This is a genomic window from Sporocytophaga myxococcoides DSM 11118 (genome assembly GCF_000426725.1).
In the GTDB taxonomy this organism is placed as follows: Bacteria; Bacteroidota; Bacteroidia; order Cytophagales; family Cytophagaceae; genus Sporocytophaga; species Sporocytophaga myxococcoides.
Genome location: NZ_AUFX01000010.1, coordinates 144,235 through 164,052, shown reverse-complemented (window position 1 = coordinate 164,052; position 19,818 = coordinate 144,235). Strand labels below are relative to the sequence as shown.

Genomic DNA, 19,818 nt, shown 5'->3' with positions numbered 1-19,818 from the left:
GTATTTTGATTTACTTTTGAAGGGAGTTTTAAATGCTTTTTGCCTGCGAAACAACTTCTGATGCTGCAATAAAGATGGTTGAAATCTTTATATGATCACAAAAAAGCCATTTCACAAATATTCTGAAGTGGCTTTTTTGTTTTGAATAATATTTTTCCTGTATATTATTTTTTCTATCTGAAAATGGTAGGAGCTTTATCCAGTTTTCCCTTAATATAAAACCAAGCTGTTTCTTCATTTTTCATAAATGGTGTCTCTATTCCGTCTTTCTCATTTAACAACTCTACTGTTTCTGTTAATAAACCTTCTTCATAGTTATAATGCTGAGTAATTCTGAATTTGTTATAGGGAAGGAAGGAACTTGGCTCTTTAACATACATGATAAGCTGACTGTTTCGGAATTCAGGATCACAAAGACCTGTTCCATCACCAAGAGTGGATATAATCGTGGATATTACTTTATTACTATCATTAAGACTATTATACGCTAATTCAAAATACATTGTCTGGTCCCTGTCTCCAGCTTTACCATCATATTCAGGATGTATCCGGTGCAGCGATTTAATGGACTTCCAGAGATTGTCATATCTTTTTTGGATGACATCAAACTGATAGTCGTATTGCTCATCTCTTATCCAGGTTTTATTTTCATATCTATATGCATGACTCACACCATTCCAAATGATAGTATAGGTATCATCTGCAAGAACCGTTTCACTTAGAGGAATAGTGGCTTTTTTGGAGGAACTGCAAGACCATAGAGTTAATAGGATAAGGACGATGATAAAGTGTTGATGTTTCATTTTATGACTTTTTTGGTGAAATTAATTACACCTTAAAAGTCTGATAAATAAACAGGACAAAAATTGACAAATGTTACAATCGCTCTTTCGCAGTAATTTTTTTTCGCAACCTGCTAAGGCTTTCCCTTTGTATTCCGAGGTAGGAAGCAATATGATATAAAGGAACCCTATCAAAGAGCTGAGGATTTGTTTTCAACAGTTGAAGGTACCTTTGTTCTCCATTCATAAAAAGGAAACTTTCTACTCGCTCATTTATGATCTTATAAGAAGACTCGGCCATGATCCTTCCAAATCTTTCCCAATTGTGTGAACTGTTATAGGCTTTTTGTAATACTGATAGATTAAAAGTTGTAAGTTCGCTGTCTTCAAGAGCCTGGATATAATGACGACTGTACTTTTCCTGCAAAAAGCTATCGTAGTCCACGACGAAATCATTTTCAAAACAAAAGTGTGTATTAATTTCTATTCCTTCAGATAAATAAAAAATTCTGAAAGCACCTGAATTGATAAATCCTATCTCTTTACATATCTGCCCTTGCACAAGTATGTTTTCCTTCGCTTTTACTTTCCTGTTTATGAGGTAAGGTTCAAATGTTTTACAATCTTCTTCTGTAAGAAAAGAAACCTGTTGAAGCCATTGTTTTAATTTTTTGAAATCGCTCATTTCTCTTGTCTGGAATGCTTTGATTGTGCTATGTTACAAAGAATTTTGTAAAAATGTATCTGTGTTAATGGAATTAATACTTTTTTATTCTTTTAGTAATGAGTATAATAACAATACACAGGAAAGGGGGCCTGATATCACATATTGCCTGTTTCTTTTTATATTATTAGATTGGATAGCAGAATGAGATTAATTTTTCTATGTTATTGAATAAGTATATAATGCTGATTTGCGCTATTGCAATAAGCATATTTGAAGCTGCAGGGCAAACAAAACCCTTTCCACAGTCTCTTGCATATCCTAATTGTATAAAACCTTCGAATGTCTCTCAGGAAGACATGGATGAATCAGTTAAAGCTTATTATATTTACTGGAAAAGAAAGTATCTCAAAAATGACCTCGCTTCTTTGCCAGGAGGCTATTACGTGAAAGGAGAGATTACCGGAAGTCCGGATGGCTTTACACCGCTTGGTTCATCAGAAGGACAAGGCTATGGGATGATCATTGTTTTACTTATGGCTGGTTATGATAATGAAGCTCAGACAATATTTAATGGCTTGTATAAGACTGTAAGATCATATAAAAGCTCTGGGAATGAAAATTTAATGGGATGGGTTGTAGCAGACGATAAGATGGCGCAGGGGCATTTTGGTTCTGCAACCGACGGGGATCTGGATATGCCTATTCATTGATTCTGGCTCATAAACAATGGGGTTCCTCAGGAAACATAAATTATCTGGAAGAAGCTAAAAGAATAATCAACAAAGGCATCAGGAAAAGTTACATAACAAATGACTATCGTCTTAATCTTGGTGACTGGAAAAACGAAGCATCTACAGATAGCCGCCCTTCAGATTGGATGTTGGGTCATTTCAAAGTATTTAAAAAAATCACAAAAGATATTGTTTGGGATAGCGTTTCAATTGCAACCTATGAAATGATTACAACATTACAGACTAACTATTCAGCTTCGACATATTTTATGCCTGATTTTGTAACAGGAAAACCTGTTAGGCCTGCAGGTCCTGATTTTCTTGAAGGACCCAATGATGGGAATTATTATTATAACGCTTGCCGCACACCATTAAGATTTGTTATGGATTATGCCCATAATGGTGATATAAGAGGTAAAAATGCTGTCGCTGGTATTGTTAAATGGGCTAAATTAAAAAGTAATAACAATCCTGCTAATATTAAAGCAGGATATACTTTAAATGGTAATGATCTGCCAGGTAACAATTATGAAACCTCCGTATTCATAGCACCTATTGTAGCTGCAGCAACTTCAGATAGGGAAAACCAGGCTTTCCTAAACGAAGGGTGGAATGTTATTAAAGATATGAAGGAAAGTTATTTCGAAGATACATATAACCTTTTGTGTCTTTTGTACATCTCAGGCAACTGGTGGGCGCCTTAGAGGTTTGCTACTCCTTTTTTGTCTTTTAACTATATTTTATTTAATTATAATTTCATTCCCAATTTTCTTATTTCCCAATACCAATGAAAAATAATGTTTCATTTAAGTAATTGTGTATATTTATACGCTTTAATTAACTTATTTTGAAACGATTACTTCAATTGATACTGCTATTTTTATCCCTTGCCGCTAATGGACAGGTAAAGATCAGTGGTTCTGTAAAAAGATTTGACGGAAAGCCTGTTTCTGGTGCAAACATATCTCTGAAAGATACCTATGACGGCGCTACATCTGATTCATTAGGATTCTATTCATTTATAACCACAGAGAAAGGCAAGTTCGTTCTGTCAGTTTCTGCTACAGGCTATCTTTATACTGAAGATTCAATTTTTATTTCTTCGAGTCCCATCATAAAACATATTATGCTGAATGAAGAGCTGAATGAAATAACAATTACTGCAAGAAAGTTTGATGCTGATGATAAAAGTAAATCTGTAACATTACTTAATTCCCTTGATGTTGCGACAGTGGGAGGAGCTGGTGCAGATATTTCTTCAGTAATGAAAACCTTGCCGGGCACACAGCAGGTCGGGGAAAGAGAAGGTTTGTTTGTAAGAGGTGGGACGGGAACAGAAACCAAACAATTTATAGATGGTACGCTAGTGAACAACCCTTATTTTGCTACTGCGCCTGATATCGGGGCCAGAGGAAGGTTTTCTCCATTTCTCTTTAAGGGAACGGTATTTAGTACAGGAGGTTATTCTGCACAATATGGTCAGGCATTGTCATCAGCGCTTATTCTTGAATCCATTGATTTGCCTGAAAAGTCTCATATCGATGCTTCAGTTTCTCCTTTAGTATGGGGTGGAGCTATTCAGCAATTAGCAAAAAATGAAAAGTCTTCATGGGGAGTTTCATATAACTATGTAAACCTTGGACTGTATTTTTACCTTGTAAAACAAAAACCGGATTATTTTAAAGTTCCTAATGGACATAACAGCGATTTTAATTTCAGAATAAAAACAAAAAAAGGAATTGTTAAATTCTATAGCGCTCTAGGCATAGGAGATGGAGGATTAAGCAGACCGGATATCGACAGTATTTTTTTTAAAGATGCATTGAATATTCACAACCTTAATTGGTATTCAAACCTGAGCTGGAGAGAAAATTTAGGAAATGGTTGGAAGTTTATTCTTGGCTTAAGCTATAGTACCAACAGGGATCACATGTATCAGGAGTTGCAGGATTCTAATAATGTACCCCGGGAATTTCCTAACAGTTATTTTCTGATGAATAAGACTTTCAACCTAAAGTCCAGACAGGATCTTAGTCAGATAAAACTGGTTTTGGATAAAAGATTGTCAAGTAGTGCAGTGTTCCGGTTTGGAGGAGAATACTGGTACAATATTCAGAGATCGATTTATACAGCTACTTATGAGTATCCCGGAAATCTTAATGATCATTTCACTGCACTATTTGCAGAAACAGATATTCATATTTCAAACAGACTTACAGCTCAGGCAGGTTGTAGGTCAGAATATAGTACCATTATCGATCAGGTGAATATTGCACCACGCATGTCGTTATCCTATAAAACAAGTGCCAATTCCGTGTTATGTGTTTCTTACGGGATATTTTATCAGAAGCCGGAAAATCAACAACTGATAGCTTCTCCTCAATTAGGGTACACTAAAGCGACACACTATATTGCCTATTTTCAGCAAAATCTAAAAGGCAGGATTTTGAGAACAGAGGTATTTTATAAACAATATAATAATCTTGTTAAAACTATACCCAAAGATCTTTATTTCTCTACTTATAATAACGCAGGAGATGGCTATGCGAATGGAATAGAGTTCTTCTGCAGAGACAACAAAGTTTCTGTTAAAAATTTGGATTACTGGGTCAGTTATTCTTACCTGGATACAAAGCGGGAGTTCCTTAATTATCCGAAAAGAATTCAGCCTAACTTTGCAGCTACTCATAATGCTTCCATTGTTACCAAGAAATTTTTCCCTAAATACAAAGGTGGGATTAACCTGACATATACATATTCAACAGGCCGACCGTATTATTATTTTCACCTGAACGACCAGAATTCTTTTGAAATAAAGGATCAGGGAAGGGCTAAAGATTTTCATAATGTAGGACTTAGCCTTAGTTATATACCTTCTTTGGGAAAGCAGGATGCTAAAACGTTTTGGGTGATATTTGCCAGTGTTTCCAATCTTCTAGGCTCCGATCAGGTTTATGGCTATAATTACTCTTACAATGGTTCTGTCAAGCAAGCAGTGACACCTACAGCCAGGCGATTCTTTTTTATAGGAGTTTTTCTGAGCTGGGGAGTGGACAGAACACAGGATGCAATCAATAATAATCTATAATACTTATAACCTTAATATTAATTATGAAAGAAAAAATTAGAATCACCAGCTTATTAACTTTTTTTCTGTTATGTTTTTTCTCTTTGATTTCTAATGCTCAGGATGATAAATTTGTCAAGGCAATGCAAAAGAACCTTAAAGCATTAGATTCAGCAAAGACAACTGCTGAATATATTGCTATTTCAAACTCTTTTGAGCGAATAGGGGATGCGGAGAAAACTTCATGGCTTCCTTATTATTATGCTGCATTGGCTTTGATAACGCCAGCATGGAATGATAAGGCTATCAATGCTGATGAAAATTCTGTTAAGGTAAAGGCCTTAATTGACAAGGCTTCTAAAATTGAGGATAATGTTGAAATTTATGGATTACGCAACATGATAGCAACACAACAAATGATGATCGATCCCAGCACACGGTGGGTAAATTATGGAGTTGATGCTTCGACTGCATTGAAAAAAGGATTAGCAATGGATCCGGAAAACCCGAGACTGAATTTTCTTAAAGGAAGTTCCATTTTCTATACTCCAACACAATTTGGAGGTGGAAAAGATAAGGCAAAGCCTGTTTTACAAAAGGCAGTAGAACTTTATAGCAAAGAGCAGCCTAAACCTCTATATCCAAGTTGGGGAAAGAATAGTGCTGAAGAATTGCTGGCGCAGTGCAACTGATCAAGTTTTAAGTGGAAAGTATAAGGAAGATTGACCCTTAGTCTATAAAATAAATAGAAGGCGTTTCCTTAATCTATAAAGAATTAACAGTCATTGATCATTACTTGAGCATTAGAAAATTAAAATTTAGTTTTGTAATATTAAAGTATAATAAAAATGTACAATAAACTTTTACTTACTTATGAAACAAATATTTTCCTGTTTTTCGGTCCTGTTGTTAGCAATGGTGTTTATTACTTCTTCTTGTAAAAAAGAAGGTCCGGTGGGCCCGACAGGAGCAACAGGTTCTGCTGGCCCTTCAGGTCCAGCCGGTCCTAAAGGAGAGGCAGGTACAGCCAATGTAATTTATTCAGATTGGCTGGATTTACCCTTTTCATTTGATAATGAGGGAAAATCTTATTTTTCTGAAATAGATGTACCAAAACTTACTCCGGAAATACTGTCTCAAGGGGAGATAAAAATGTATGTAAATTTAAGTACCCCTGATGATCCGACTGTTGCCCCTCTGCCATATGTTGGATTAGACACTGTGAAGATTCAATATGTTGCCTTCAATGGCGGGCTCCAGTTATCTTCCAATTATAACGTAGGGACTTATGAAAATAAAGACAAGAAAAAAGTTTTGCAGTACAGGTATGTAATCATTCCGGGTGGAATAGCGGCAAGACAATCTATCAATTGGGATGATTATGATGAAGTAAAAGAAATTTTACAAATTAAGGATTAAATGATTTGCCCGCATCAATAATAAAAAAGGACTGTTTTAGACAGTCCTTTTTCATTATTACCATTATTAATTAAAAACATTCAATACTTCCCAAGATATGTAAGTGCAGTGATCTCATACCCTTTATAACTTACCGCTTTATACTTGTAACTTCTAGCTCTATAAGGTATTTTGATATTATTTTATGATTAAATATCTCTTTCTCTTTTATTTATTCATAGCTTATAAGCGACACCCGCTAAAAGAATTGCGAAGTTGTTATAAGTTTTGAATTGTAAATATTTACTAGAGTTAATCAATCCAAAGTTGTATCTAGCCTCCAATGTTAATAATAAGTTGTCTTTAACAGGTACTGCTCCACCTATTCCTGCAGTGATACCCCAGTCAAATCTCTTATAATACTGCTTCCAGCTTTCAGGAGAATACTTAATTAAATTACGGTCGTCACTAAGATTAAGTAAATATGCAAAGTAGGGACCAGCATTGGTGAAAAATTTAATTTTATTGCCTAGTATAATCCTTGCAAGTAATGGGGCAGTCAAGTAATCATAATGAAAGCGGATCTCTCCTGCATCCACATCAATTAGGGGATTATTTAAACTCATTTTGTATCCTTTTCTCTCAAATCCAACTCCTGTTCTTATTGAAAGGATTTTCGAAATATCATATTGAAGAGTAAGGGCCACTGCATATCCAACCTTTGTACTATGATTATTTTTAAATCTATCTTTTCCATCAATAGAGGCAAGGCCAGGTCCACCTTCAAGACCAATTTGGAATTTTTTAGTTTGGGCAAAAATGAAATTTGTATGAAGAATTGTTAAAGCGAAAAATAAAAGTTTAATCCTCATTATTTATTTATAAGTGTTAATTGTTACGTGTTAATTTTTAAGGAAGTACTATTTTCAGTTATCACTATCTGCAGCTTCACCTTCTTTGAACGGACTTCTTTGTGTCCATTCTGTTTGTTTTATATAATGAAAAACAGGTTTTAATGCTCTGTTAAACAAGGGCCCTGAATGGCGGACGTAGCAGCACATTTCAGAAGGCTCTGCGCCAATATTACTTTTCATTTCCATCGCAGTCCTTCCCAGAATCAGTATGTTTTTCTTCTTTTCAATTGTAGCTTTTACATAGTCATACAAGATGTTCGGATATATGCAGTACTGATTATTCAGATCATAATCCATTCCGACTACATGTGCTTCACATTTATCCCCCCAATAAATATATGTATTGAAGGCAACAATTTCTTCATTAAGAAAATAGGCAACCAATTCAAACTCTTCTTTTAAATTCAGTTTCAATTGAAGTAAATAAGATACGTCAAAATGATTGATACGTACTTTTGCTTTATCTGCAACATTTGAATAAAGCATTTGAATTTTATCAAAGTTGGATTGTATCTCTTCTGCAGTCAAGCTTTTTCTCTTAAGTTCTGCTCCCTTCTTAACAGTAGTTAAGGCCTTCTTTCTGTACTTCTTATTCATTGCATTAAGATAGTCGTCAAAGGACTTCCATTCAGGCCTTATTTTTAAAATCATGTTAGGATCGACTTTAAACTGACGGTACTTAAAGACATTTAGATAAGCTGAGGTGGTAAATTCGTCCTCATAGAAGTCTTTGATCAATTGAAGATTAATTTTACCTCTCAGTTTCTCAGAACGCCTAATCTGATAGCAAGCATCCGCTAATGCATGAAAGGCCTCTTTAAAAGTTATGTCTGGAGAATAAATGAATCCATGATTACCACTTATATGTGTATGTCCGCAAACAAGCATGCGTAGTTTTGCCTTATGCTTGAGAGGGGTGGTGAATTTTTCCAGATTAAGCTTTCCATTGTCTGAGCACCGATAATCTTCACCGGTAATAACTACTATATGAAATATGGCAGCAGCAACAGGTTTCTTATCTTTATATATTAAGACGTACCTGCTTTGTTCTTTCTCTTTTGATGAGTTTTCGATTGCTGTAAGATAAGGATGACGCATTAAACCTTTACTTTGAGGTACAATCTTATTCCATTCTTCGACAGGCACATAATCAATAGAATCAAAAATGGAAATGCCCAACAGAGAAGGAGTTCTTCTTGTTTTGAAGTGATCTTTTTCCTTCTTTATGCATTTAATGAAATCTTTTAGCTTTTTCAATCTGGTGGTTATTATGTTGCTTTATATTCATGTGTCATACTATTTCTGACAACTTAACCTCAACGTTTTATTTTAAACTGGTTATTTGAATTTAATGTGAAAAATTTATACTTCTAATCCATAGTCGTATACCTGATACTTTTATTTTAAAACTTTCAAAATATTTGTAACCTCAATATCTGTTTTGATTAATTAAGTGTTGATTATCAGATTTTATTCGATATGTACCCTTAAATTTAGCCTCGCTTTATTTTACTAATTTACTAAGTTATTTTACTGGTTTGGAATTTTTTCAGATTAAATAAATCAATTATTTAGAGAGATAGAGATTTTAATGTAAGATTAAGTTAAGGCCTTTACTCAGTATGGATGTTATAAGGATAACCAAAAAATTAATCAAGGATGACAACCGAAAAGATTATCAATGAAATTACATCAGGAGATTCACAAAAAGTGTGGAGTTCAGCTTGTGAAATAATAAGTTTAGGACAAGAACCTGACAGAATTAAACCTTTAATTCCTTTTCTTACAAAAATTAAGGAAATGACTAAAGGGCTGGAAATGGGAGGAGCCTTTGCATCTAATATGAGATTTGTTCATGGTGCTATCAGAACGATAGAATTTTACAAAAGTGAAAAGGGATGTCCCTGCTCTTTATTTGGTATACATGATTGCATGGATCCTAATAAAGAAGAAGCTAAAGGGTATTTAAAGATAATTGATAGAAAATTGATAGATGAGAGGTATGTTGACTTTTATATCGCGCTATGTACAAGATGTGGGCAAAAGTTTAGCATTATTGAACGAGACTATCATTATACATGGTGGGGGTGGACAAGATTTTGATTTGGAGAAAATGTTTGCAATGCATATTTTATACTGTTAGTATAAATTTAACTAACACAATATTTTGTAATAATTACGTTTAGGGGGAATAATACTATAATCTCTATGAAAAAATCACTTTTAAAGTTATCTCTTTTACTTTTAGCTTCTTTTATTATTTTAGTGAGTTGTAATCATAAAGATGATCCCAAGCCTATAGAGCAAAAATTAGGAACATTTTTAGCAAATATTGAAAATAAAGAAATTAAGGATACCGCGAATAGTATAATAATCAAAAAAAATAAGGAAATTAAAATTTCATCTTCTACATATTATCCTCAAAGATTTTTACTTACAACAAATGATACAATTCCAGGAACGTATATCTGCAATCTTAACTCGGTATCATCTATTGTTTACTATGATTCAGAAGGTGTGAAGTATGTTTCATCAGGATCTAATCTGAGTAAAATTATTATTAAAGACATGGATTATAAAAGCTATTTGCTTACCGGTTCATTTGAAGGCAAATTGTTTGAGGAAAATGGCAGCAGGTCGGTTATAGTATCGGGTTCTTTTAATAAGATAGGTCTGTACTACTCTCTCCAGTAATCGCCTACTGATGAAGTCCATTTTCTTTTTGGATGTCATTTGTCTCGGTTGTTCTGTGGTCAGTAATAAAAGAAAGATTATTTCTTTTTAGTTTTCTTGGCCTATTGCTTACCTAAAATACTTTATATCATTCCATGAAGTTGAAAATCAATACCGCAATCAACTTGTGAATATTGAATTATTGGGGAGTTTTGCTATTTTTAATTAACCCAAATTCTGAATACTATAAATGTTGAATATCAATCATTATACTCTGCCTGATGATTTTGGCATTGATTTAAACGACTCTCTTATTTATTTTTATTCCAATAACAAATCATCGGTTAATAATCAGGTTTTTTTTACTAAAAATATGATATGCCTTCTACAGAAGGGAATTAAACAAGTATTTACGCCAAAAGGAAAAACCAGTATCAACAATAGTGAAGTTTTGCTATTGACAGGAGGAAGTGTATTAATGTCAGAGGCTGTAGCAGAAAACAATGCATATGAAGCTATCCTGATATTTTTCGGAAACAAAACACTTATTGATTTTTGTGCAAAACAGGCAAGCGCATTTATCCAAAAAACTTCTGACAATCCGGTACTAAAGATTTCCAGAGATGATTTTTTAAGTAATTATTGCCACTCTCTTTATCTTCTGCGAAAGGAACATAATTCAGCAATTGATGAACTAAAGATTCAGGAGCTTTTAGGATATCTATGTGCTAAATACACAGATGCTTTCCAATGCTTGGTTTCACAGGCATTAATGGATCATAGGGACATAAAACTAAAGCAGGTTATTGAATCAAATATTGATAATGGATTAACTATTGAAGAACTCGCATTTCTTTGCAATATGAGTATGTCCACTTTTAAAAGACACTTTGCTGAAGTTTATAAAATGTCTCCTCAGAAATATTTTACAGGACTGAAGATGAAAAAAGCGGAATTTTTACTTTCTCTGAAAAATAGACCATCAGACATTTACGCAGAACTTGGCTATGAAACCTTGTCAGCTTTTAGCAGTGAATTCAAAAAGTTTTTCGGTGTTTCTCCCAGACAATTTCAAGATAAATGAACTGCTAAAACAACTATTTGAACTTTCAGCATAACAAACTTTATCATGATCTTTTATTCTTTTGTTTTAACGATCAAGAGTAATGAAATAAGCTGATTTGAGCTATAAGCCGAATATTTTAAATCAAGAAAGATAAAATGAATAACGGATACCTCGAAAGTGTAATTAAACAATTTGAGTATTATAAGATGCTTGGGGAAAAAACATTTTCCCAGCTGGAGGATGAACAACTCTTCTGGCAGTATAATGTGGAAAGCAATAGCATTGCCATCATTGTAAAGCACTTATCCGGAAATATGTTAAGTCGTTGGACCGATTTCCTTACAACTGATGGTGAAAAGGAGTGGAGAGATCGTGATGGAGAATTTGAAAATAATTTTACATCAAAACAAGAAATGCTGGATCGATGGAATGAAGGCTGGCAAGTTTTTCTTGATACTTTGAATAGTTTAAGTGAAAGTGATTTAATTAAAATTATTTATATCCGCAATCAGGGGCATACGGTTCTGGAGGCTATTAACAGGCAGCTTGCTCATTATCCTTATCATATTGGACAAATTGTTTTTATAGGTAAAATGTGTGCTCAGGAATGGCATTCATTATCTATTCCAAAAGGGAACTCAAAGGATTATAACGCTCAGAAATTTTCCCAAGAAAAGCATAAGGTACATTTTACAGATGAATATTTAAATAATAAGAACAATAACGAAAACAATCAAAACTAATACTATGGAATTCTCTTTGGCCAGATCATTGGAAATACTTGGAAGAACTCCGGCGGTTCTTTCTGCATTATTAAGTGATCTCAGTGAAGAGTGGATATTAGCCAAGGAAGTAGGAAATACATGGAATGTAAAAGAGATTGTAGCTCATCTTGTTATTTGCGAACAAACAAACTGGATGGTCAGAATAAAAATCATTTTATCTGATGGTCTGAAAAAGACATTTGTCCCTATTGATATGCATGCTCATTTTAAGCTTGCAGAAAACACTTCATTAGAAAAGTTACTTAAAGATTTTAATCAGCTCAGAATAGATGGAATTGATGACTTAAAGAACTTAAACCTTAAGGAATCAGACTTTAATAAAACGGGTATTCATCCAACATTAGGAGAAGTGTATTTGCGGGAACTAGTCTCTACCTGGGTTACTCATGATATGAGTCATATCGCTCAGGTAACAAGGATTATTGCCAAACAGAATAAAGATAATGTGGGATCATTTGCAGCATTTCTGAAAATTTTAAATACTTAAGTTAGTTTATTAACAGGTTTCATAAAGCTTCAAGAAACGTTTCAATTCTTTCAGAAAGGTCCAGATTGTTAGTTGCAATATCGGTATGTGTTTTATCGTAGGTGAATAATTGAAATAATGAACTTCTCCCTGTATCAATTATTTTTTGTTGAAGATCATAGCCCTGACTTATTGGTACAATTTTATCTTGTAATCCCATGTGCAGTTGAGTAAGAGGTAAATGATCTGCAAAGTAAAGCGGAGATGAAGCAATCATTCTGTTTCTAGTTGCTTCAAGACCTGTCTGATTATTTTTGTAAGAACTTAAAAACTGACATTGGTAAGTAGGGTCATTTTCATTAGCTGATGTCAGCTCCAGCATATTGGTTGGACCTGCAACTCCTACTACTCTTTTTATCCTTTTATCCCTGATGCCCGCCAGAAGTGCTACTGTACAGCCACGACTCCCGCCTCTTACAGAAGTTCTGTTTACATCTGCTAATGTTTCTGTCTGCTGGATCAGGTTTAAATAGGCGAGTACATCGTCTGTGGCTCCATCAAAAGCATCGCAATGATCGCCTGCAGAATTTGGAGTTGTGTAAAGCGTTCCATTAATTTTAACCTCTAATGATTGTCCTCTTAAGGCAGGAATGGCCAGAATAAATGGATTGCTCTTGCTCGAATTGTCTAAAATCAGATTCACTGAATTGGTTGTAACATTCAATCCGAATCCTCCTATATACATTCTTACAGGAATAAGGCTGTCGGTTTTAGGAATGAGAAGTGCCCCATATTCCTTAATACCGTTTACTTTAAACGAAATCATTTTAAGTTTAAATGAACCGTTCAGTATTTCATTTTCCTGAATGGTGTTATAATCCGTTGGCGTCAGATCTCTGTTTTTCCATCCATTATAAATCTTATCTAGTTCAATAGCTGAAGGGGCAGAAAATAAAGCATTTTTTTCGTCATCAGACAAGTAAGGGGCTTTATTACAAGATATTATTGTAGATAGCAGAACCAAGATTATTATAATAAGAAGGTTTCTATTCATATGACTTTATAGGCAAAAGCTTATTATTGGATTGTGGTTGATTGGATGCATTCAATATTATAGAATAAAGGTAATAATTATAAGGTAAAATCTGCATCTATGAAAGTGAAAGAGAGGTAAAATAGTATTTAAATTTAAAATTGACACTTTATCGATTAATTTCAATGGTATTGTTAATTCTACCTTTATAAGGTAAAAAAAACCTTCTGAAATACTCAGAAGGTTTTTGGGGTATTCAATCATTATTATAGGAGATTGTATTCTCTCAATCTCATTTTCTATTCATTAATCAATACTTTTTCAGTACCTATTAGTTTACCATTAGAATCTGATAATCTGAAAATATATAGCCCATTTTTCCAGTCAGCGGTATTTATCTCAGAAGCTGAAGTCTCTAGTATTTTCTTTCCTGTAAAATCATAAACCTCAACACTTGTTTTCGGAGAATTATTTATCTTGACAAATGTACTCGCAGGGTTTGGATAGATCAGTCGGGAAAGCTCTGTTTTACTATCTATGGAAGCGATAATAGGAAGCCTTGTGACTAAAGTATTAAATACTTCATTGGTAATGACAGGAGTATTATTGTCAAATACGATACCCGCTTTGTTTTTTATTACAGTTTCATCCGCAAGATCTTTACGAGGACTTATAGAAAATCTTATAAAACCTTGTGCCTCTTCTTTATTGGTCGTGCTGTCAGGCAGCATAATGTTTTCAAAGTGAAAAGAAACCTTTCCATCATTAGAAATATTGGTGATTACTTTATGAGAGGAACCAAGTACCAAAAGGGTAGAAGGATCAAGGTTGGTATCCAAAGTGTCATGAACTGTTACTGTATATGCTGTATCATTTCCTGTATTTTCGAAACGTATCAGATAATCCAGTGTTATATGCTTTAAAGTAAGGTTACGCTCACCCTCTCCTGCAGGAGTGACAGATTTATCATTAGGGTCAAAAGAGCAACGAACAATGGTTGTTAAGCTGTCTTCAACATATTTTACAATTGATCCTTTAGAGTAAACTTCTGTAAGAAGTTTGAAATTGAGCTTTGTTCCAACATATGTTTCTCCGGGGAATTTAACATTGTAAGCGATTGATTGGGTATTTAAAGGACTTAGGTTATTAACTTCAAATACGAGGGTATCATTATCCTTTTCTTCAGCGCTCTCAGATTGGATCTCTGTGAGAGGATCTGCGATTAAAGTTAATTTAACCTTTTCTATTGTTTCGTAAGCAGCGTTCTCAATTCTCAAAGTGGCATTTCCAGTGCTGCCACAACGAGGCCAAGGAATATAAAAGTTGGTGCGTACATCTGCTACAGGATTTAAAAGAGTAATACCAATCGCATTTTTTTCCGCATTAATAAAGGTATATGGTAATGGTTTAGATACATATTCAAACAAAGAATCAGCAGGAATCTCAAGTACGTATTTTTCACCTGGTACACCTGCAAAAGCATAATTACCATTGCGATCAGCGAAAACAGTAATTCCTGAAGGCATTATCAACAAAGGGTATTTGCTTACACCAACTTCTCCAAGGTCTTTTATTCCATTTTTATTATTATCATAAAAGAGATTACCTTTTACAAAATACTGCTCTCTTTTCATTCTTATGATTCTATAATCAGATTGAGGAGCCTGCTCATTGTTTATATAGATAAAATCATTGTCAGCAGCAACATCCATTACATAATTAACTTTTTCCGGAAGCGTAAGAGTTGTACTGTCCAATCCATTTTTTATTATTGTTAATGTATTTGGAGTAGGCAAACGGCTTTGGTCAAATTTAGTTTCATAGTAGTATTTATCTCCTGACTTAGATTTGTAAAAAAATGAAGTATAATTAACAGGTTTTTTGTCCTCAAGTTTTACTTCATTATTTGCAAAGCTAAAGAACAGATTTTCCTCTCTGTTATTAAAACTTAGTATCAGGATTCCGTTGTCCAGAAAAAATGATTTTAAGTTATATTTATAATTGAAATAGTATGGATTAGGACTGTTGGAGTAATCTGAGAATTTCTGAATAAAGACCTGGCCATTGGCAATCAGAACAAAACCTTTTGAGAAATTATATAGAGCCACTCCGGCTTTCAATTCCTGGACAGTTCCGGATGTTCCAAGAACTGTAGAGTCAGGAATGGGGAAAGCAGTTAAAGTGTTATTTACATATTGGTATACCTTGTTTTTTCCAGCTATATATAAATTTTTTGTTGAATCAGAGAATAACTGATTTTTTATAAAATCATCTGCGACCAATGCTTCCCAATTTTCTTTTTGATCATCGAATACATAATCCTGGCCTCTTCCTCTGAAGATAATATGTTCTGCATCCGGTTGATACAAGGATGGATCAAGTTTAGCACCAGCAAAAGGAATGTCAGCTGATTCATAAACTTTAAATGAATTAGCTTTATCAAACCTTATCAGCCTATCATTCTTTAATAGCCAGATGTATTTCGTGGTTTGCTTTATTGTGGAAAATGAGTTAGCTGTTGCTGCCGATCCCATATCAGACTCAGGAATGAATTTTAATTCATTACCATTATAAAAGCCCAGGTAATTAAGGTATTTGTATGTGCCTCCTACATTTGCATAGTTATAATAAAGAAAAGATACCTTATCCCCTAAAGTATTAAGTCCATAGCTATAATAGTTTACTGGATCGGATGGGAAATTGTAGAATTTTGTAGTATCTGTTCCATTTATTTTTAGAAGGGCCTTGTTGTATATCATCCAGGTATTTCCATTCCAATCTTTTACCGGAATAACGGGAATAGTATCATTTTTTTTGAAAGGATGATTTACTTGATAAAAATTAAAGTTCTCCCAGGTATTCATTTGGGCATTTACCCAGAAAGGAACCAGGGACATTAAAAAGCATAGAATTTTTTTCATAGTTGTGATTTAGGTTAAAAATGTTTAAAATAAAAAAGACGTTGTACTGCTTCTATAAAACTTGAAATATGTAATATTTAATAAATAAAATTAAAATCAAATATTAGGTTAAATGTATTTATTCAATACTAAAAGTGAATTCAAAAATGTAATTGCCCAAAATTATAATCTGAATACTAATTGTAAAGGGAAGGTAATCAAATTTTTATAAAAAAAATAAAAATTTATTCTACCGATAAAAGTCAATAACTGGTCACGATGATTTAAGACTATTTTTTGTTTTGATCTATTATCCATCCTTCCGGGATCCTAAAAATTTTGTCTTTTGTCCAAAGCTATCTAAAATATAGTATTGATTCTCCTGCTTCTGTTAAGTGTAGAGATAGCTATTATAATCCACCTATTTCTTATCATATAGTGCTTTCCTGTATTCAATTCCCCAAATGGCGATTTCGTCAATGATACGTTCCAAAGTTCTACCATATTCAGTGACTTCATATTCTACAGTGATAGGTTTGGTGTTGAGAATAGTTCTGCTTACCAATTTATTCATTTCCATATCCTGCAGCTCTTTAGACAGCATCTTTGCCGCTATACCATCAACTTCCCGCAATAAATCCATAAAGCGCATTTTACCGCCCTGCATTAAGGTGCCAAGGATGTGAAACTTCCATTTGCCAGATAATATATCCATAGTGTCTTTAATCGCTGTTATCCTTGTTTTGCATATAGCAGTATTATTAAATGTTTGTTGCTTCTTCATGGTATTAACTTATTGTATTGCAAATTATATCTATAGAAAGTTACTAAAAAATCAAATAGTTCCCAATTGTAAAGTAGTTACCAATTGGAAACTGATATCACTTGTAAACTATGCGTATAGTATTTTTGTGATGAATTGAAAAATGATAATAAGGATCAAAAATAAATTTCATGGAATTGCTGATAATGTGCGTTTTTATTGGTGTAACATGTTGGAGGTCTGTTGGATGTGGGCGGTGTAGCTTTAGCTTCTATCCTATTCAGATTTTACAAATTTTTTTGATTCAATCATTGCAAGCGCGTTAATTACCCGATAATTTACGATAATGGTTAAAAGTTTTATAATATATTTATTAATTCTTGCAGCAGCAATCATTACAAGCTGTCAGGGACAAAAAAACAATAAGAAGATGAAAAATAAGACAACCAGCGAAAATCCCCTCATATGCGATCCTGTGGAAGGAATTTGCGGAATTCCTGATAGTGCAGATAATACAAAAATCAAAGTGCAGAAAATTATCAAGCCTGTTAAATTAGTTTACTTTACTGATCCCATATGTTCTTCATGCTGGGGCATAGAGCCTCAATTGCGGAAGCTGAAACTCGAATATGGTAACAGTCTAGAAATTGAATACAGGATGGGCGGATTGCTACCTGATTGGAGTTATAACAGTGGAGGTATAAGCAAACCTTCTGATGTGGCTCATCATTGGGATGAAGTGAGCGTTCATTATGATATGCCCATTGATGGAGATGTTTGGCTGGAAGATCCTTTACCATCTTCTTATCCGCCATCAATTGCTTTTAAGGCTGCGCAACAGCAGGATCCAGACATTGCGGTCTTATTTTTAAGAGAGATTCGTGAAATGGTTTTTTTACAGAAAAAGAACATTACCAAGTGGGAACATCTTGAATCAGCTGCTAAAAAAGTAGGACTAAATACTTCACAACTGAAAATAGATTTTGATGGAATAGCAAAAACACTATTTGAGGAAGATCTTAAGCTCGCCAAGCAATTTGGCGTCAGAGGGTTTCCCACTATGTTTTTTATTGATAAAGAGGGTAATAAAGAAACTGTATATGGTTCAAAGCCTTATGCATTCTATGAAACATCAGTTCTTAAGCTCAACCCATCAGCTGCTAAATGTGAATACAACAAAAACTCGGATACTCTTTTTGCTAAATACAATTCACTTACTGCAAAAGAATTTTCAGAATTATCGGGTATGCCAAGAAGTGAAAGCGAAAAGTATCTAAATGATCTTTCAGCCAAAAATATCCTGGAAAAACTGACTACAAAAAATGGATCAATATGGAAGTTGAAAAACTCCGTCAAGATGGAATAGCAGTGCCCTCTCTAATGAATCTATTAAATTAATCAATTTACCCTTCCTCATTAATGAACAGTATCTGGATTGATCTTCCCATTAATGAGGGAGGGCATTTAAAGTAGAGATATTTTTATTTTTTTTGAAAAAATATTTTTTCCTTAAAATATTTCTGTCACATATCCGTCTACAAATTTAAATCAAGGGAAGAATCATTAACAGGAGTTAAACCGATTGATGATTATCCATAACAATCAAAACTGTTTAATCTGATGACAAATGTATTAAAGCTATCCCAATGCGGGAAAAGTGTTCAAGATGAAGATTTTAAGCCTATTGCAGGTTCCGAAACGGAATCTAAATATGAGTGTACTGGTAGATCTGACCAGCATAAGGATCAAAAGGATGTTACAAAGTCTCTGAATGAGATCATTTTAAAGCAATTGTTTTTTTAGAGCAAATCAATCTTGTAGTTCTTTTTCATAGGATAAGAAAAACCAGATAAGCATTGTACTTATCCGGTTTAAAAGGATGATCTGAAAAGCTATAGGTAATTAAAGGTGCTCTATGATTGGTGATATAACAGAACCTCCTGGGCATTTGTGTTAAGCATAACAAGATCACTGGTATCTCCCAAAACTTCATCGACCAGGCCGTAAGATTTCGCTTCCAGGGCATTGAGGTACTTATCTCTCAAAAAGAAATTTTCTGTTTCCTGCCAGCTATGACCAGTGTTGTTTCCAATGATATGGAATAACTGTGCCTGAATTCGTTCCTGTTCACGTGTGGAGATCCTGACATCTTCCGTATAACCTTTTCCTCCGCCACTTGTAGGATGCATGTGAATCGTGGCATGTGGAAGAGCGAATCTTTTTCCTTTGCTTCCGGAAGTGAGCAATGCTGTTGCCATGCTTCCTGAGAAGCCTACGCTAACGGTAGAAACCGGAGCTGAAATCATTTTCATTGCATCATGAATGGCTAATCCTGCATACACACTTCCTCCAGGACTATTGATATACATGTTGATCTGTTCGTGCTGATTTATACTGTTAAGATAGAGCAACTGTGCAACAATAAGATTGGCGACCTGATCATCAATAGCGGTGCCAAGAAATATAATGCGCTCTTTTAATAAAAGGCTGTATATGTCATATGCTCTTTCTCCGTGGCTATTGCTATCAATGACCATTGGAATTACGTTTGCATTGATTGTCATAATTGTGAT

The 19,818-nt window shown here is 34.1% G+C and carries 18 protein-coding genes and 1 pseudogene; 11 read left to right on the top strand and 8 right to left on the bottom strand.

What is annotated here, in order from left to right; all coding sequences use genetic code 11:
• Window positions 1–173: 173 nt before the first annotated feature.
• Both K350_RS0113315 and K350_RS0113310 read right to left on the bottom strand, forming a co-directional pair.
• Window positions 174–803 (bottom strand): hypothetical protein, encoded by a 630-nt coding sequence (locus K350_RS0113315; protein WP_028980332.1) that lies wholly within the window; start codon window positions 801–803, stop codon window positions 174–176.
• 73 nt (window positions 804–876) lie between these two features.
• Window positions 877–1,467, bottom strand: a complete 591-nt coding sequence (locus K350_RS0113310) for a Crp/Fnr family transcriptional regulator (protein WP_028980331.1) — start codon at window positions 1,465–1,467, stop codon at window positions 877–879.
• Between the two features lie 200 nt (window positions 1,468–1,667).
• On the opposite strand from K350_RS0113310, the pseudogene K350_RS32725 reads away from it, so the two are divergent.
• The 4 genes and pseudogenes from K350_RS32725 to K350_RS31175 all read left to right on the top strand — a co-directional run bounded on the left by K350_RS32725 (window position 1,668) and on the right by K350_RS31175 (window position 6,666).
• Window positions 1,668–2,884, top strand: a pseudogene (locus K350_RS32725) (family 8 glycosyl hydrolase).
• Between the two features lie 143 nt (window positions 2,885–3,027).
• Window positions 3,028–5,268 carry a TonB-dependent receptor gene (locus tag K350_RS0113300; RefSeq protein WP_028980330.1) on the top strand — a complete coding sequence of 747 codons (2,241 nt, stop codon included), beginning with the start codon at window positions 3,028–3,030 and terminating at the stop codon, window positions 5,266–5,268.
• A gap of 23 nt (window positions 5,269–5,291) precedes the next feature.
• Window positions 5,292–5,939 carry a hypothetical protein gene (locus tag K350_RS0113295; protein ID WP_211236743.1) on the top strand — a complete coding sequence of 216 codons (648 nt, stop codon included), beginning with the start codon at window positions 5,292–5,294 and terminating at the stop codon, window positions 5,937–5,939.
• Between the two features lie 181 nt (window positions 5,940–6,120).
• Window positions 6,121–6,666, top strand: a complete 546-nt coding sequence (locus K350_RS31175) for a collagen-like triple helix repeat-containing protein (protein WP_156027036.1) — start codon at window positions 6,121–6,123, stop codon at window positions 6,664–6,666.
• A gap of 215 nt (window positions 6,667–6,881) precedes the next feature.
• Here the strand turns inward: K350_RS31175 and K350_RS0113285 are convergent, their stop codons facing one another.
• A complete protein-coding gene (locus K350_RS0113285; protein WP_028980327.1) occupies window positions 6,882–7,517 on the bottom strand; it encodes a porin family protein in 636 nt (211 codons plus the stop codon).
• Between the two features lie 54 nt (window positions 7,518–7,571).
• Complete coding sequence (locus K350_RS0113280) at window positions 7,572–8,816, bottom strand: hypothetical protein (RefSeq protein WP_028980326.1); 1,245 nt, start codon at window positions 8,814–8,816, stop codon at window positions 7,572–7,574.
• 402 nt (window positions 8,817–9,218) lie between these two features.
• Here K350_RS0113280 and K350_RS0113275 point away from each other — a divergent pair, with 402 nt between their 5' ends.
• The 5 genes from K350_RS0113275 to K350_RS0113255 all read left to right on the top strand — a co-directional run bounded on the left by K350_RS0113275 (window position 9,219) and on the right by K350_RS0113255 (window position 12,570).
• The gene (locus K350_RS0113275; RefSeq protein ID WP_028980325.1) at window positions 9,219–9,662 is read left to right on the top strand and encodes a hypothetical protein; all 444 of its coding nucleotides are present in this window, start codon (window positions 9,219–9,221) and stop codon (window positions 9,660–9,662) included.
• A 105-nt stretch (window positions 9,663–9,767) separates the two neighbouring features.
• Window positions 9,768–10,253, top strand: a complete 486-nt coding sequence (locus tag K350_RS0113270) for a DUF6252 domain-containing protein (protein WP_028980324.1) — start codon at window positions 9,768–9,770, stop codon at window positions 10,251–10,253.
• A 352-nt stretch (window positions 10,254–10,605) separates the two neighbouring features.
• Complete coding sequence (locus K350_RS0113265) at window positions 10,606–11,316, top strand: helix-turn-helix domain-containing protein (protein WP_162144170.1); 711 nt, start codon at window positions 10,606–10,608, stop codon at window positions 11,314–11,316.
• A 137-nt stretch (window positions 11,317–11,453) separates the two neighbouring features.
• Window positions 11,454–12,041 (top strand): DUF1572 domain-containing protein, encoded by a 588-nt coding sequence (locus K350_RS0113260; protein WP_028980322.1) that lies wholly within the window; start codon window positions 11,454–11,456, stop codon window positions 12,039–12,041.
• A 4-nt stretch (window positions 12,042–12,045) separates the two neighbouring features.
• Window positions 12,046–12,570, top strand: coding sequence for a DinB family protein (locus K350_RS0113255; RefSeq protein WP_028980321.1), 525 nt, complete (start codon window positions 12,046–12,048; stop codon window positions 12,568–12,570).
• 19 nt (window positions 12,571–12,589) lie between these two features.
• Here the strand turns inward: K350_RS0113255 and K350_RS0113250 are convergent, their stop codons facing one another.
• From K350_RS0113250 to K350_RS0113235, 3 genes are all read right to left on the bottom strand, one after another.
• Window positions 12,590–13,528 carry a prolyl oligopeptidase family serine peptidase gene (locus tag K350_RS0113250; RefSeq protein WP_162144169.1) on the bottom strand — a complete coding sequence of 313 codons (939 nt, stop codon included), beginning with the start codon at window positions 13,526–13,528 and terminating at the stop codon, window positions 12,590–12,592.
• A 353-nt stretch (window positions 13,529–13,881) separates the two neighbouring features.
• Window positions 13,882–16,503: a DUF7619 domain-containing protein gene (locus K350_RS0113240; protein WP_081670996.1), complete on the bottom strand. Its 2,622-nt coding sequence runs from the start codon at window positions 16,501–16,503 to the stop codon at window positions 13,882–13,884.
• Between the two features lie 400 nt (window positions 16,504–16,903).
• A complete protein-coding gene (locus K350_RS0113235; RefSeq protein ID WP_028980318.1) occupies window positions 16,904–17,266 on the bottom strand; it encodes a winged helix-turn-helix transcriptional regulator in 363 nt (120 codons plus the stop codon).
• A gap of 409 nt (window positions 17,267–17,675) precedes the next feature.
• Here K350_RS0113235 and K350_RS0113230 point away from each other — a divergent pair, with 409 nt between their 5' ends.
• Both K350_RS0113230 and K350_RS0113225 read left to right on the top strand, forming a co-directional pair.
• Window positions 17,676–18,611 (top strand): ClpXP adapter SpxH family protein, encoded by a 936-nt coding sequence (locus K350_RS0113230; RefSeq protein ID WP_028980317.1) that lies wholly within the window; start codon window positions 17,676–17,678, stop codon window positions 18,609–18,611.
• A gap of 254 nt (window positions 18,612–18,865) precedes the next feature.
• Entirely contained in the window at window positions 18,866–19,048 is a 183-nt protein-coding gene (locus K350_RS0113225; RefSeq protein WP_028980316.1) for a hypothetical protein, read from the top strand.
• Between the two features lie 110 nt (window positions 19,049–19,158).
• Here the strand turns inward: K350_RS0113225 and K350_RS28685 are convergent, their stop codons facing one another.
• A complete protein-coding gene (locus K350_RS28685; RefSeq protein ID WP_037575548.1) occupies window positions 19,159–19,809 on the bottom strand; it encodes a ClpP family protease in 651 nt (216 codons plus the stop codon).
• Window positions 19,810–19,818: the final 9 nt, after the last annotated feature.

Bases quoted from the DNA above. Each gene is read 5' to 3' on its own strand.
- K350_RS0113285 (WP_028980327.1), bottom strand. From the start codon at position 7,517: ATGAGGATTAAACTTTTATTTTTCGCTTTAACAATTCTTCATACAAAT.
- K350_RS0113310 (WP_028980331.1), bottom strand. From the start codon at position 1,467: ATGAGCGATTTCAAAAAATTAAAACAATGGCTTCAACAGGTTTCTTTT.
- K350_RS28685 (WP_037575548.1), bottom strand. From the start codon at position 19,809: ATGACAATCAATGCAAACGTAATTCCAATGGTCATTGATAGCAATAGC.
- K350_RS0113240 (WP_081670996.1), bottom strand. From the start codon at position 16,503: ATGAAAAAAATTCTATGCTTTTTAATGTCCCTGGTTCCTTTCTGGGTA.
- K350_RS0113230 (WP_028980317.1), top strand. From the start codon at position 17,676: ATGAAAAATAAGACAACCAGCGAAAATCCCCTCATATGCGATCCTGTG.
- K350_RS0113270 (WP_028980324.1), top strand. From the start codon at position 9,768: ATGAAAAAATCACTTTTAAAGTTATCTCTTTTACTTTTAGCTTCTTTT.
- K350_RS31175 (WP_156027036.1), top strand. From the start codon at position 6,121: ATGAAACAAATATTTTCCTGTTTTTCGGTCCTGTTGTTAGCAATGGTG.
- K350_RS0113315 (WP_028980332.1), bottom strand. From the start codon at position 803: ATGAAACATCAACACTTTATCATCGTCCTTATCCTATTAACTCTATGG.
- K350_RS0113275 (WP_028980325.1), top strand. From the start codon at position 9,219: ATGACAACCGAAAAGATTATCAATGAAATTACATCAGGAGATTCACAA.
- K350_RS0113235 (WP_028980318.1), bottom strand. From the start codon at position 17,266: ATGAAGAAGCAACAAACATTTAATAATACTGCTATATGCAAAACAAGG.
- K350_RS0113295 (WP_211236743.1), top strand. From the start codon at position 5,292: ATGAAAGAAAAAATTAGAATCACCAGCTTATTAACTTTTTTTCTGTTA.
- K350_RS0113265 (WP_162144170.1), top strand. From the start codon at position 10,606: ATGATATGCCTTCTACAGAAGGGAATTAAACAAGTATTTACGCCAAAA.
- K350_RS0113260 (WP_028980322.1), top strand. From the start codon at position 11,454: ATGAATAACGGATACCTCGAAAGTGTAATTAAACAATTTGAGTATTAT.
- K350_RS0113225 (WP_028980316.1), top strand. From the start codon at position 18,866: ATGACAAATGTATTAAAGCTATCCCAATGCGGGAAAAGTGTTCAAGAT.
- K350_RS0113255 (WP_028980321.1), top strand. From the start codon at position 12,046: ATGGAATTCTCTTTGGCCAGATCATTGGAAATACTTGGAAGAACTCCG.